The organism is Saprospiraceae bacterium, from assembly GCA_016717265.1.
Taxonomy (GTDB): domain Bacteria; phylum Bacteroidota; class Bacteroidia; order Chitinophagales; family Saprospiraceae; genus Vicinibacter.
In genome coordinates this window covers 2,988,349-3,002,859 of record JADKFX010000001.1, presented here as the reverse complement: position 1 = coordinate 3,002,859, position 14,511 = coordinate 2,988,349, and the positions used below count along the sequence as shown (strand labels likewise).

Below are 14,511 nucleotides of genomic sequence, written 5' to 3'. Positions count from 1 at the left end.
CAATGAGTGATGATAAAAGATGGTATTCATTAAGAGTAATTAGCGGAAAGGAGAAAAAAATTCGCGAACGATTAGAAGTAGAAATTGTTAGATCCGGATGGTCTGAATTTGTTACACAGGTAATAGTTCCTTCGGAGAAAGTATATAAAATTAGAAATGGCAAAAAAGTAATTATGGAACGAAATATTCTTCCTGGTTACTTATTGGTAGAAGCTGTAACAGGTAAACTCAGTGGAGAAATTGTACAGCATATTACCAATATGCCAGACATTATTCATTTTCTTGGAAGGAATAATCCGATTCCCATGACACAGGTTGAAGCCAATCGAATGTTAGGGAAAGTGGATGAATCTCAAGAGGTTGGTGAAACAATGATCGAACCATTTATCATTGGGGAAACGATTAAGATTATTGATGGACCTTTTAATGACTTTGTTGGTGATATCAAAGAAGTAAATGAGGAAAAGAAAAAAGTCAAAGTAATCGTAAAAATATTTGGCCGAGGCACAGAGGTGGAATTAAATTTTATGCAAGTTGAAAAAACGAATTAATTGAAGTTTTATGGCAAAAGAAATTGAAGGTTATATAAAATTACAAGTAAAAGGTGGCGCAGCCAATCCAGCACCTCCTGTCGGACCTGCTTTAGGTTCGAAAGGGGTAAATATTATGGAGTTTTGTAAACGTTTTAATGCAAAAACACAAGACCAACCTGGAAAATTATTGCCTGTAGTAATTACGCTATTTAAAGATAAATCTTTTGATTTTGTAGTTAAATCACCTCCCGCAGCTGTGCAACTTTTAGAAGCAGCTAAATTAAAAGGTGGTTCACCAGAACCAAACCGTAAAAAAGTAGGTTCAGTTTCCTGGGAACAAGTAGAAACCATTGCACAAGATAAAATGACCGACTTAAATGCATTTACAAAGGAGTCAGCTATGAAAATGATTGCAGGAACTGCCAGAAGTATGGGTTTGACCGTTTCTGGAAGTGCACCTTGGCAGAATTAATATTTATTAACAGGGAGTTTCGCTAATACCGAAACGCTAAAACCTAAAACCCATTAAGAATGGCGCATATTACAAAAAAAAGAAAATCAATTAACGGAAAGGTAGATCCTAAGAAACTTTATAATTTGGATGAAGCCTGCTCTTTGGTAAAAGAAGTTAATACTACCAAATTTGATGCTTCCGTTGATCTTCACATCCGATTGGGTGTTGATCCTAGAAAACCAGATCAAGCAATTCGCGGTACCGTGACATTACCAAATGGAACCGGTAAGACAAAGCGGGTACTTGTGTTATGTACACCTGATAAAGAAGCAGAAGCAACAAATGCAGGTGCGGATTTTGTTGGATTAGATGAATTTATTCAAAAGATAGAAGCTGGATGGACAGACATTGATGTAATTATTGCAATGCCTACCGTAATGGCTAAATTAGGAAAAATTGGTAAAATTTTAGGTCCGCGGGGTTTAATGCCAAATCCAAAAACAGGAACTGTTACAATGGATTTAGCAGGTGCCGTAAATGATGTAAAAGGTGGTAAAATCGCATTTCGTGTGGACAAATTTGGAATTATCCATTCCTCTGTTGGGCGGGTTTCTTTTTCAATTGAAAAATTAAAAGAAAACGCAGGTGAACTTATTAATGCTATTAATAAATTAAAACCATCCACCGTTAAAGGGGCGTATTTTAGAACCATTTCTATGGCATCTACCATGAGTCCAGGAATTGGTATTGACACAAGAATGGTTCATTAATTTCTAAAACTTTAAGATCATGACAAAAGAAGATAAATCAGTAGCAATACAGGAACTAAAAGATAAATTTTCAAATGCACAGTTTTTCTATGTAACAGATGCATCTACACTCACCGTGGAGAAAGTAAATCAGTTTCGTAGAAAGTGCTTTGAACAAGGGATAGAAATGAAAGTGGTTAAAAACACTTTAGCTATTAAAGCACTTCAGGAATTAGAAGCAGATAAAGGATACGAAGCATTATATTCAGCTTTTGAAGGCCCTTCTTCTATATTATTTACAGACAACGCATCAGCCCCTGCAAAATTGATTAAGGAATTCAGGGAAACAAATGAAAGACCCTTATTAAAAGCTGCTTATATAGACTCAGCAGTATTCACAGGGGATGACCAATTGAAAGTTCTGGTTGCATTAAAATCAAAAGAACAATTAATTGGAGATGTGTTGATGTTGTTAATGTCACCTGCAACGAACGTTATTGGCGCATTGAAATCTGGTAGTCATAAGATTGCCGGATTAGTAAAAGCACTTGAAGAACGCGCTAGTGCATAATTAATTAAGGCTTCCAAGTAATAGACGCATACATTTTTTAACAATTGTAAACAAAAAAAGAATCATGGTAGATGTAAACGCTTTAGCAGACCAATTAGTAAACCTTACCATTAAGGACGTAAACGAATTGGCATCTGTTCTAAAAGACAAATACGGTATCGAACCAGCTGCTGCTGCTGTTGCAGTTGCTGCTGCTCCTGCTGCTGCTGCTGTAGTTGCAGAACAAACTGAATTTGATGTAATTCTGAAATCAGGTGGTGCCAACAAATTAAACGTAATCAAAGAAGTTAAAAACTTATTGAACTTAGGTCTTAAAGAAGCAAAAGACTTAGTGGACGGTGCTCCATCTCCTTTAAAACAAGGTGTTTCTAAAGAAGAGGCGAACTCTTTGAAAGATACATTAACAGCTGCGGGTGCTGAGATTGAAGTAAAATAATTTTACGGATAGCACTCACAGTATACCTTTGGTAAAAAAGGAATACATATATGCCTGGCTTAGATCATATGAATTTATGATCTAGGCCATTCATAGTTTAAATTTATAAGACACGGAAACGGGTTATATATTAAATTCTAAAGAAACATGGCTTCAACCGCAACAAATTCACAACTGAGAGTCCGACATAATTTTGGTAAGGCACCTTTGAATGTACCTTATCCAGATTTCTTGGAAATTCAACTTAAATCATTTAAGGAGTTTTTTCAATTGGAAACAACTCCTGATAAAAGAATCAATGAAGGTCTCTTTAAAGTATTTAAAGAGAATTTTCCAATTTCAGATGCAAGAAGCATCTTCGTTTTGGAGTTTTTGGATTACTATGTAGATCCACCTCGTTATACAATTGATGAATGCGTTCAAAGAGGATTGACATTTTCAGTTCCTTTGAAAGCGCGTTTGCGTTTGTCTTGTAATGATGAAGAACACGTCGATTTTAAAACGATTGAACAAGATGTTTTTTTAGGAAACATCCCGTACATGACTCCAAAAGGTACATTCGTTATAAATGGTGCTGAACGGGTTGTCGTTTCTCAGTTGCATCGTTCGCCTGGTGTATTTTTTAGCCAGACATATCATCCTAATGGTACCAAGATATTTTCTGCCAGAGTAATCCCATTTAAAGGAGCCTGGATGGAATTTGCAACCGATATCAACTTAGTGATGTATGCTTATATAGATCGGAAAAAGAAATTCCCAGTGACAACTCTGTTGAGAGCCATTGGTTATACTTCGGATAAAGATATTTTGCACTTATTTAATCTTGCAGAAGAAATAAAAACAACTGCTAAAGATCTTAAAAAAGCGATTGGTAGAAAATTAGCCGCTCGGGTTCTTAAAAGATGGACAGAAGATTTTGTGGATGAAGATACTGGTGAATTAGTAACAGTTGAAAGAAATGAAATCATCTTAGAACGGGATACTATTCTGGATGAAGATAATGTGAAATTAATTGCAGATGCTTCTGTAGATTCTATCATTCTTCAAAGAGAAGATATTACAGAAGATTATTCTATTATTTATAATACACTTCAAAAAGATCCATCCAGTTCGGAGATGGAGGCTGTAATCCATATTTACCGTCAGTTGCGTGGTAGCGATCCACCGGATGATGATACTGCACGGGGTATTATTGATAAATTGTTTTTTTCTGATAAAAGATACAATTTAGGAGATGTAGGCCGATATAAAATCAATAAGAAATTAAATCAAAAAACTTCGGATGATACCTTAGTTTTAACAAAAGAAGATATTACAGAAATTGTTAAATATCTCATTTCATTAATCAATCAAAAAGCAGAACTAGATGATATCGATCATCTAAGTAATCGAAGAGTTCGTACCGTTGGTGAACAATTATTTGCTCAGTTTGGTGTGGGTTTAGCACGTATGGCGAGAACCATCCGGGAGCGAATGAACGTAAGGGATAACGAGGTTTTTACACCGATTGATTTGATCAATGCAAGAACCCTTTCTTCTGTTATCAATTCATTTTTCGGAACAAGTCAATTGTCGCAGTTTCTGGATCAAACAAATCCACTTTCGGAAATTACACATAAGCGAAGAATATCTGCATTAGGACCAGGAGGTTTATCGAGAGAACGTGCAGGCTTTGAAGTTCGAGATGTTCACTACTCGCATTATGGTCGTTTATGTACAATTGAAACACCGGAAGGACCCAATATTGGATTGATTTCAACGCTGTGTGTTCATGCCAAAATTAATTCCATGGGATTTTTAGAAACGCCCTATTGGAAAGTGGATGGCGGTAAAGTAAATATTAAACATGGTATTCAATATTTGTCTGCCGAAGAAGAAGATTATGCAAAAATTGCGCAAGCAAATATTCCAGTAGATAAAAAAGGAGATTTTCAAATACCTAAAGTGAAAGGTCGTGAACACGGAGAGTTTCCTGTACTCGAACCAATGGAATTGCAATTTATGGATGTTGCTCCAAATCAAATTGTAGGAGTTTCAGCATCCCTGATTCCATTTCTTGAAAATGATGATGCAAACAGAGCCTTGATGGGATCTAACATGCAACGTCAGGCAGTGCCTTTGATTCGTCCACATGCTCCTATCGTCGGAACTGGTTTGGAAGCAAAGGTTGCACATGATTCCCGGATGTTGATTACAGCAGAAGGAGAAGGTGTAGTAGAATTTGCCGATGCAACAAAAATTGTAATTCGTTATGATCATACAGAAGAGGAAAATTTAATTTCATTTGAAGAAAATGTAAAGGAATATTCTCTAACAAAATTTGCAAGAACAAACCAAGCTACGTGTATCAATCTTCAGCCAATCGTAATGAAAGGAGAGCGGGTGAGTTTAGGAACGATCCTTTCAGATGGATATGCAACAGAAAATGGTGAACTTGCATTAGGCCAGAATCTTCAAGTTGCATTCATGCCTTGGAAAGGTTATAATTTTGAAGATGCTATTGTAATTTCAGAACGTGTAATTCAAGAGGATATTTTTACTTCCATCCATATCGAAAGTTTTGAATTGGAAGTGCGGGATACAAAATTAGGGGAGGAAGAATTAACGAATGATATCCCAAATGTTAGTGAAGAAGCTACCAAAGATCTTGATGAAAATGGGATTATAAGAATTGGAGCAAATGTAGAAGAAGGGGATATCTTAATTGGAAAAATTACACCGAAAGGAGAAACAGATCCAACTCCTGAAGAAAAATTATTACGTGCCATCTTTGGAGATAAAGCAGGTGATGTTAAAGATGCTTCTTTAAAAGTACCACCATCCATCGAAGGGGTCGTAATTGATAAACAATTGTATGCTCGGGCAAAAAAGGATAAATTCCAGAAAGTACAAGAGAAAGATTTGTTGACCCGATTAGATGATAAACATGGTGTTGCTTTAAATGAGCTGAAAACGATTTTGATTGATAAACTTTTGAAGTTAATAAAAGATCAGGTTTCAGGTGGCGTTAAAAGTATCTATGGTGAAGAATTGATTGCGAAAGGTTCCAAATATACAAATGCACTTTTAAAGAAAATTGATTTCACGAAAGTGGATTATTTCAATTGGATTAAAGAAACGGATAAAAATCAATTGGTTGCTAAACTTCTTCACAATTATAATATTAAAGTGAATGAAGAAGTAGGAAAGTATAAGCGTGAGAAATTCAATATTAGTATTGGAGATGAATTACCTGCGGGTGTATTGAAATTAGCGAAAGTTTATATTGCGAAAAAACGAAAACTAAAAGTTGGTGATAAGTTAGCAGGCCGTCACGGTAATAAAGGAATTGTTTCAAAAATTGTGCGTGTTGAAGATATGCCATTCTTAGAAGATGGATCTCAAGTGGATATTGTTTTAAATCCATTAGGGGTACCTTCAAGGATGAACTTAGGTCAGATTTTTGAAACGGTACTTGGGTGGGCTGGTAAAAAAATGGGATTGCATTTTGCAACACCAATATTTGATGGTGCAACGATTCACGATATTTACCAACACATCGAAAAAGCAGAGTTACCTCAGTTTGGTCAAACTTATTTATATGATGGCGAAACTGGAGACCGTTTCCATCAGCAGGCTACAGTAGGTGTTATCTATATGTTGAAATTATCACACATGGTAGATGATAAAATGCATGCTCGTTCAATCGGACCATACTCTTTAATTACGCAACAACCATTAGGCGGTAAAGCTCAATTTGGAGGACAACGATTTGGAGAGATGGAGGTTTGGGCATTAGAAGCATTTGGTGCTGCAAATATTTTGCGGGAATTGTTAACCATTAAATCAGATGATATCATTGGTCGTGCCAAAGCTTATGAAGCAATTGTAAAAGGTGATAATCTTCCGGAACCAAATATTCCAGAATCATTTAATGTTTTGATTCATGAATTAAGAGGATTGGTATTGGATGTAAAATTTGAATAAACGCTCTATTAAATAAAAATTATGGCATTTAAAAACAAAATAACAAAACAAGATCAGGTATTTGATAAAATTACAATCAGTCTGAGCTCTCCAGATGATATTTTGGAGCGTTCATTTGGTGAGGTATTAAAACCTGAAACGATAAACTATAGATCTTATAAGCCAGAAAGAGATGGTCTGTTTTGTGAGCGAATTTTTGGTCCTGTTAAAGATTATGAGTGTTATTGTGGAAAATATAAAAGGATTCGATACAGAGGTATAGTTTGTGATCGTTGTGGTGTTGAAGTAACAGAGAAGAAAGTAAGACGGGAACGAATGGGACACATTAAATTAGTGGTCCCGGTAGTACATATTTGGTTTTTTAAATCCTTACCTAATAAAATTGGTTACTTATTAGGCTTGTCTTCTAAAAAGCTCGAATCCATAATTTATTATGAGCGTTTTGTTGTGATTCAACCAGGTGTTGCAGCTGGAACTGGGAGTGGTTATCTTGACTTATTGACAGAAGAAGAGTACTTTGAAGTATTAGATTCTTTGCCAAAAGAAAACCAAATGTTGGATGATAAAGATCCAAATAAGTTTATTGCTAAAATGGGTGCCGAAGCTGTTTTTGAATTATTGATCCGTCTTAAATTAGATGATCTATCATATGATCTTAGACATCAGGCTTCTAATGAATCTTCACAACAAAGAAAATCAGAAGCATTAAAAAGATTAAGAGTTGCAGAAGCATTCAGAGAAGGTTTAAATTCTAAGAATAATAAGCCAGAATGGATGATCATCCAATATTTGCCTGTCATTCCACCAGAATTAAGACCTTTAGTTCCATTAGATGGAGGTCGTTTTGCAAGCTCCGATTTAAATGATTTATACCGTAGGGTAATTATTCGAAACAACCGTCTGAAAAGATTATTGGAAATTAAAGCACCTGAAGTAATTCTTAGAAATGAGAAAAGGATGTTGCAAGAAGCTGTTGATTCCTTGTTTGATAATTCAAGAAAATCGAATGCAGTAAAAGCAGAAGGTGGACGTGCTTTAAAATCTTTAAGCGATATCTTAAAAGGAAAACAAGGTCGTTTCCGTCAAAACTTATTAGGAAAAAGGGTAGATTATAGCGGTCGTTCAGTTATTGTAGTAGGTCCTACTTTAAAATTACACGAATGCGGTTTACCAAAGAATATGGCAGCTGAGTTGTTTAAGCCTTTTATTATCCGTAAGCTAATAGAACGTGGAGTTGTAAAAACTGTTAAATCAGCAAAGAAATTAGTAGATAGAAAAGATTCTGTTATTTGGGATATTCTTGAAAATATATTAAAAGGCCATCCGGTATTATTGAATCGAGCACCTACCTTACACAGATTATCAATTCAAGCGTTTCAACCACTCCTTATTGAGGGAAAAGCAATTCAGCTTCACCCTTTAGTTTGTGGTGCCTTCAACGCCGATTTTGACGGTGATCAAATGGCAGTTCACGTTCCATTGAGTAATGCATCGATTCTGGAAGCACAACTATTAATGTTGGCTAGTCATAACATGTTAAATCCTCAGGATGGATCTCCAGTGACATTACCCTCACAGGACATGGTACTTGGTTTGTATTATCTTACGAAGGAACGGGCAGTTGCGAAAGAACAAAAAGAAAAAATTTATTATAGTGCAGAGGAAGTTGTAATTGCATTCAATGAAAAGAAAATCGAATTGCATGACCCTGTTCGGGTAAAAGCAAAAGTGGAAGACGAACAAGGTACCATTGAAATGAAACTCATACGCACAACCGTAGGACGCGTTTTGTTAAATGAATTTGTTCCTGAAGAAGTTCCATTTTTAAATGAATTATTAACCAAGAAAAATCTTAAACAAATTATCGGTGATATTATTGTCAGAACTAGTTTTGCAGTAACCGCTAAGTTTTTAGATGCAATTAAAGATTTAGGTTTTTATTGGGCATTTAAAGCTGGTTTGTCGTTTAATTTAGGGGATTTAATTACACCTTCTATTAAACAAAAAACACTAGATGAAGCACAAAAAGAAGTCGAAGAAATTTGGGATAGTTATAATATGGGTTTGATTACAAACAATGAACGTTATAACCAAATCATTGACAGATGGACGTATGCAGATAATCGTGTAACCGATAATTTAATGAAGGAATTAGCCGCTCATAAAGGTGGATTTAATTCTGTGTATATGATGCTGCATTCAGGAGCCAGAGGTTCCAAACAACAGATTAAACAGTTGTGTGGATTAAGAGGCTTAATGGCAAAACCTAGAAAGTCTGGCGATACAGGAAGTGCGATTATTGAAAATCCAATTCTTTCAAATTTCCAGGACGGATTAAGTGTATTGGAATACTTTATTTCTACGCATGGTGCCCGGAAAGGTTTGGCAGATACTGCATTAAAAACAGCAGATGCGGGTTACTTAACCAGAAGGTTAGTGGATGTATCTCAAGATGTTGTTATTTCAGAAGAAGATTGTAATACATTAAGAGGAATTGAAACCACCGCGCTGATTGATAATGATAAAGTAATTGAAAACTTGTCTTCTAGAATTGTAGGTCGTTTTAGCTTACATAATATCTTTCATCCAATAACAGATGAAATTATTCTTCATTTCGGAGAATATATAGACGATAAAACAGCACAGTTAATTGAAAAATTAGAAATAGAATCTGTAACAATCCGTTCCGTTTTAACATGTGAAGCTAAAAAAGGAGTTTGTACAAAATGTTATGGTAAAAATTTAGCAACTGGTAGAATTACGGAGGAAGGGGATGCAGTAGGTATTATTGCTGCCCAAAGTATTGGTGAGCCAGGAACACAGTTAACCTTGAGAACGTTTCACGTGGGTGGGGTTGCTGCGGTTTCAAAACAAGAATCAGAAATTATTTCAAAATTTGATGGAATCATTGAATATGATGGATTAAAAGTTTCTGATTTGATTGAAGGGAGCACCAGGAATATGATTGTCATTTCAAGATCCGGAGAAATTAGAATTCTGGATGCAGATACCAATAAGATTCTTACAAGTGCACATATTCCTTATGGTTCTATATTATATGTTAAAGAGAAACAAAAAATTGGAAAAGGAGATTTGATTTGTAATTGGGATCCATTTAATGCTTTAATCATTTCTGAGTTTTCAGGAATTATTAAATTCGATTCTATTGAAGAAGGGGTTACCTATCGAATGGAGCGAGACGATCAAACAGGTTATTCTGAGAAAGTTATTATTGAGTCTAAAAATAAAAAGAAAATTCCTGTAATTACCATTGTAAATGCAGCAGGTGAAGAATTAAAAAATTACTCCTTACCAGTAGGTGCATATATTACTATTGAAGACAACAGTGAAATTAGCGCGGGTCAGAAAATTGGTAAAATACCAAGAAACGTAAGTAAAGTTACAGATATTACGGGTGGTCTGCCGCGAGTAACAGAATTGTTTGAAGCGCGGAATCCATCAAATCCAGCGGTCGTTTCTGAAATAGATGGTATCGTATATTATGGTAAAATCAAAAGAGGAAACCGGGAAATATTTGTGGAAGATGAACGAACTAGCCAAAGAAGAAAATATTTAATTGGTTTATCTAAACATATTCTTGTACAAGAAGGTGATTTTGTAAGAGCTGGTACACCATTATCAGATGGTACCATTGCGCCAAGAGATATCATGATGATTAAAGGTTTGTTTGCAGTACAATCTTATTTGGTTAATGGAGTTCAGGAGGTCTATCGTTCTCAGGGTATTAATATCAATGACAAACATATTGAAGTGATCGTGCGTCAAATGATGCGTTGGGTTCAAATTGAAGATCCAGGCGATACTACTTTACTTGAAGGAGAACCTGTAGATCGTTGGGAATTTATCGAAGCTAATGATGAAATATTTGATAAAAAAGTAGTTTCTGAAGCTGCCGACTCGATAAAATTAAAAGCGGGTCAATTAGTCAGTATTCGTCAACTACGAGAAGAAAATTCATTTCTAAAAAGAAACGACAAAAAATTAGTTGAATTCCGGGATGCAAGTCCTGCAACTGCAAGTCCTTTGTTATTAGGAATTACGAGAGCGTCTCTTGGAACAAGCAGTTGGATATCAGCAGCTTCATTCCAGGAAACAACGAAAGTATTAAGCTCCGCAGCAATGTCTGCAAAGAGTGATGATCTTTCAGGATTAAAAGAAAATGTAATTATTGGAAAGAAAATTCCAGCGGGAACTGGTTCAAGAAGGTTTAAAGAGTTATTTGTGCGCTCCACAAATAGCAGAAGAAATCTCGCTGATGTAGAAAATTTTTAGTAGCAAAAGGCTTTCAATTTGAAAGCCTTTTTTTTTACATGAGAAATTTTTCAATTATCGTTTAATGTTTCGCTACATTTTCCCATGTAACAAGTATCTGAATGATAATATCAAAGTAAGAAACTAGTAAACTGCGTAAGTATATATTGTAACATGAAAGGTTTTCTGAAATCATAGGCATTCAGAATGATGATAGTACATCCTTATTTTTGAGAATACATTCTGTGAATATATTTTCCTATGATATCAAATTCAACATTTACAAAATCCCCTTTCTTTATTAATTTAAGATTCGTATGCTCAAGTGTATAGGGTATAATAAAAACAGAAAATGTTTTATTTTTTAATTTAGATACCGTTAGACTAATACCATTTATTGTTATTGAACCTTTTTCAATAATAAACTTTTTAAAATGAGGATCAAGTTCAATAATGAATTCTGTACTTCCATTTTGATCTCGTTGATTTATAATCTTTAATTTGCGATCAATATGTCCTGATACTAAATGTCCGTCTAATCGGTCGCCCAAGACCAATGCTCGTTCTAAATTAATAAGATCTCCAAGCTGTAATGCGCCAATATTTGATTTATCAATAGTTTCTTTTACAGCGGTAACAAAATGAGTTTTATTGGTTTTTTTAACAACTGTTAAGCAGATTCCATTATGTGAAACACTTTGATCGACTTTAAGCTGCTTTGATATTTCAGATTGAATTTCAAGATATAAATTGTTCTTTTGCTTTGAAATTGATTTGAGAACACCGGTTGTTTCTATAATGCCAGTAAACATATTCTATTTTTTACCTGAAAGTAATTCAATAAATCCTGTAAGTGTTTCAGAGGTCGTTCCTTCAACAGTTGGTCCGGTATAATATACGGTGCAATGATAGTAATAGACCCCGTCTGATAGCTTATTGCCAGCCATATTTAAACCTGTCCATTCTATATTTGGATCTGTTGTTTGAAATACAAGATTTCCCCAGCGATTGAATATAGAAATTTGTACTCGATCAATAAATCTGTAGGGAAATGGTTTGAAAATATCATTTTGGCCATCTCCATTTGGAGTAAATGTATTCGGGAGTTTATAAAACGGGCAATATTTTACACAAACGGAATCACTATTTATACATTCATTATTGTATTTATCAAAAGCAGAAATTTTATAACAGGTTGGTGTATTTTCGTTTAGTGTATGTTCAAATTCAGTTTGAAGTATATTGTTTATTTCTTGAAGTAATGTTAGTTGGCCTGCCTGTAAAGTATAAATTCTATATCCTATTGCATCCTGATCTGAACATGTTGAGTTAGGATTATTCCACGAAAGTTTATTAATTATTTTATCTGGATTTGAACTTATGATTTCATCACAGGGACCTTTAATCGTTAAATCAGGACAACATGGTGCACGATTATCAACAGGAACCGTACATCGAATGTTTGAATTATTAAACAACGGATGCTCAATTGCATCAATACCGTATTCACCTGTAGATTTAATTAGATAACAATATTCAACTTCATTTAATAAGCCGATGTCTTTGTAAGAATTTTGATCAGTAAAACCAATGGAATCAAACTGTTGGCTAGTAGTATTAAATCTGTAAATAGTATATAAATAATTAGTCCAGGGTGTTTTTGAATTCCATTGAAGCAGCGCTGTTCGATCTGTAGGCGAAACTTTTAAAAAAATATTTTGAGCGGTATCGGATGCGTGATTAATTGCATTCACAGCATTAATATTTACTATATAACTATATTGCTTGTTAATCGTATTAATTGTGGTATGCAAAAATTGCGTATCTTGAATAGCACTAAAACTTGGGTAATTCCGAATCGAAGTATTTATTTCCTGCCAGTTCAACATATCATCACTTTGCCAAATCGCCGTTCGATAAGGTCCTCTATTCAAAATGGTATCAAATTGCAATGGCTCAGGTTTTAACCATCTTATAAAAATTTCACCATTGACAGCATCTGTTTTTTTAACATCTACATTTAATATTAAGGGATTTTCAATGGCAATCGAATTGCAGGTTTCATTTGAATGCAAGCTGCTAACAAAGTTGTATGGAAAATTGGAGCTACTCAGTTTTGCAAATTCGGCTAATACACGATAGCAGTAAAATGTTCCTTTTTCAATTAGACTATCCTGGTAAAAATAATTGTTGCCATTATTCTGATTCACCAAATAAGCAATTCTTGTATAGTTTGATCTGTCTAAACCTGGATTGCAGGTGTCTAATACTAATAGCGAAGATCTTTCTTTACGCCAAACTGAAAAGCCACGAAATAAGAGTGTATTGGTATCACAGAGGTAGGGCTTATTCCAGGTTAAAAAGATAGATTTATTTTGTGAAACTGAATTTAAGTTTTCAGGTGCAGGGCCAACAATTTTTATTCTTATGGTATGTAAATAGGAGAGTCCTGTAGTATCTAGATAGTTATCGGTTACTTTTATGACTAGGGTATAATACTCTTTTTGAATTAAACTGCAATCCGTAACCCATTGAAATTTAGCCTGTATTGGAGAATTCATATACTGAGTTGAAGGACTAAAACTTGCAGAAGGTGTGGTAAAAAAAGGAGCACCAATTGCTTCGATTTTTATTTTTGAACCTCTCAGTGCAGTGTCTCTATCGATTGCTAAAATATCTAAATTTAAAACCATCCCGGCTACTATACAAGTATCTTTTATTGCATTTATAAATGGAGTCTGATTCAGGGCACAATCATTGCGAACAAATATTTGCATATCCCGGATAGTAGTAGCAATTTTTACACCTTTGCGAAATTCATGAATAACAATCACAATATTATATTCTCCTGGTTTTTGAGGAGAATCCCATATAAATGTTCCGCTATTACTATTTAAACTAATATTATTATTAAGGCCAGATTGAATTTGATTTGGAAAATAATAATTTGGAACAGGGGTGTTTTTTTCCATCAATGGGACTGCCAATTCATAACTAAGACTATCACCATCTTCATCGTATGCAGATGGATTATGAATAAAAATATGACCTACACAGGCAAAGTCAATAGGTGCTTGTAAAAGTTTCACCGAATTATTTGGACTTTGAAATTGCAAATTTAAAAGCGTGACAGTAGTTTGGATATAAAATGGAATGTTTACACTATTTGGTGGATCAATATTTAAAATATTATCGATTCTGTTGGGATCTTGTACACTGATAATATAAGTACCCCGGCCTGGGTAAGTATGTTCAGATTGATATATGTTTTTCTTTACATTATTAGCGAGTGGAAATCCATTGCCATTAGTTCTCGAAATGTTGCTACTGGTGCCATCTCCCCATTCAATCAAGATGCTGTCTCTATCAGCCGAAACGCTGCTGGTTTTTGTATAGGTTGTAACGGTTACTAATATTTTTTGCTCAGAGATTTGGTTGAAATTAATTTCTCCGGCACGATTATGAGTTGCAAATAGGAAATTGCCAGCAATTAAAATTATGAGTCCCGTTAATAGATATCCAGCTTTCAT

At 34.7% G+C, this 14,511-nt stretch carries 9 protein-coding genes; 7 read left to right on the top strand and 2 right to left on the bottom strand.

All coding sequences use genetic code 11. From position 1 onward, the window contains the following. Window positions 1–2 precede the first annotated feature (2 nt). The 7 genes from nusG (at window position 3) to rpoC (ending at window position 11,002) form a co-directional block, all read left to right on the top strand. Window positions 3–551, top strand: coding sequence for a transcription termination/antitermination factor NusG (gene nusG, locus IPO86_11730; GenBank protein MBK9728780.1), 549 nt, complete (start codon window positions 3–5; stop codon window positions 549–551). A 10-nt stretch (window positions 552–561) separates the two neighbouring features. Further along, window positions 562–1,005, top strand: a complete 444-nt coding sequence (rplK, locus tag IPO86_11725) for a 50S ribosomal protein L11 (GenBank protein MBK9728779.1) — start codon at window positions 562–564, stop codon at window positions 1,003–1,005. 59 nt (window positions 1,006–1,064) lie between these two features. Then, on the top strand, window positions 1,065–1,757 hold the full coding sequence (locus tag IPO86_11720) for a 50S ribosomal protein L1 (protein MBK9728778.1): 693 nt from the start codon (window positions 1,065–1,067) through the stop codon (window positions 1,755–1,757). Window positions 1,758–1,776: 19 nt separating this feature from the next. Next, window positions 1,777–2,307, top strand: coding sequence for a 50S ribosomal protein L10 (locus tag IPO86_11715; GenBank protein MBK9728777.1), 531 nt, complete (start codon window positions 1,777–1,779; stop codon window positions 2,305–2,307). A 64-nt stretch (window positions 2,308–2,371) separates the two neighbouring features. Continuing rightward, a complete protein-coding gene (gene rplL / locus IPO86_11710) occupies window positions 2,372–2,743 on the top strand; it encodes a 50S ribosomal protein L7/L12 (protein ID MBK9728776.1) in 372 nt (123 codons plus the stop codon). A 147-nt stretch (window positions 2,744–2,890) separates the two neighbouring features. Further along, the gene (gene rpoB, locus IPO86_11705; protein ID MBK9728775.1) at window positions 2,891–6,709 is read left to right on the top strand and encodes a DNA-directed RNA polymerase subunit beta; all 3,819 of its coding nucleotides are present in this window, start codon (window positions 2,891–2,893) and stop codon (window positions 6,707–6,709) included. 21 nt (window positions 6,710–6,730) lie between these two features. Continuing rightward, a complete protein-coding gene (gene rpoC, locus IPO86_11700) occupies window positions 6,731–11,002 on the top strand; it encodes a DNA-directed RNA polymerase subunit beta' (GenBank protein ID MBK9728774.1) in 4,272 nt (1,423 codons plus the stop codon). Between the two features lie 203 nt (window positions 11,003–11,205). Here rpoC and IPO86_11695 read toward each other — a convergent pair whose 3' ends face one another. Next, window positions 11,206–11,793 carry a riboflavin synthase gene (locus IPO86_11695; protein ID MBK9728773.1) on the bottom strand — a complete coding sequence of 196 codons (588 nt, stop codon included), beginning with the start codon at window positions 11,791–11,793 and terminating at the stop codon, window positions 11,206–11,208. Between the two features lie 3 nt (window positions 11,794–11,796). Next, window positions 11,797–14,511 carry a gliding motility-associated C-terminal domain-containing protein gene (locus IPO86_11690; GenBank protein MBK9728772.1) on the bottom strand — a complete coding sequence of 905 codons (2,715 nt, stop codon included), beginning with the start codon at window positions 14,509–14,511 and terminating at the stop codon, window positions 11,797–11,799.

Bases quoted from the DNA above. Each gene is read 5' to 3' on its own strand.
- IPO86_11715 (MBK9728777.1), top strand. From the start codon at position 1,777: ATGACAAAAGAAGATAAATCAGTAGCAATACAGGAACTAAAAGATAAA.
- IPO86_11695 (MBK9728773.1), bottom strand. From the start codon at position 11,793: ATGTTTACTGGCATTATAGAAACAACCGGTGTTCTCAAATCAATTTCA.
- rpoB (MBK9728775.1), top strand. From the start codon at position 2,891: ATGGCTTCAACCGCAACAAATTCACAACTGAGAGTCCGACATAATTTT.
- IPO86_11690 (MBK9728772.1), bottom strand. From the start codon at position 14,511: ATGAAAGCTGGATATCTATTAACGGGACTCATAATTTTAATTGCTGGC.
- rpoC (MBK9728774.1), top strand. From the start codon at position 6,731: ATGGCATTTAAAAACAAAATAACAAAACAAGATCAGGTATTTGATAAA.
- rplL (MBK9728776.1), top strand. From the start codon at position 2,372: ATGGTAGATGTAAACGCTTTAGCAGACCAATTAGTAAACCTTACCATT.
- rplK (MBK9728779.1), top strand. From the start codon at position 562: ATGGCAAAAGAAATTGAAGGTTATATAAAATTACAAGTAAAAGGTGGC.
- nusG (MBK9728780.1), top strand. From the start codon at position 3: ATGAGTGATGATAAAAGATGGTATTCATTAAGAGTAATTAGCGGAAAG.
- IPO86_11720 (MBK9728778.1), top strand. From the start codon at position 1,065: ATGGCGCATATTACAAAAAAAAGAAAATCAATTAACGGAAAGGTAGAT.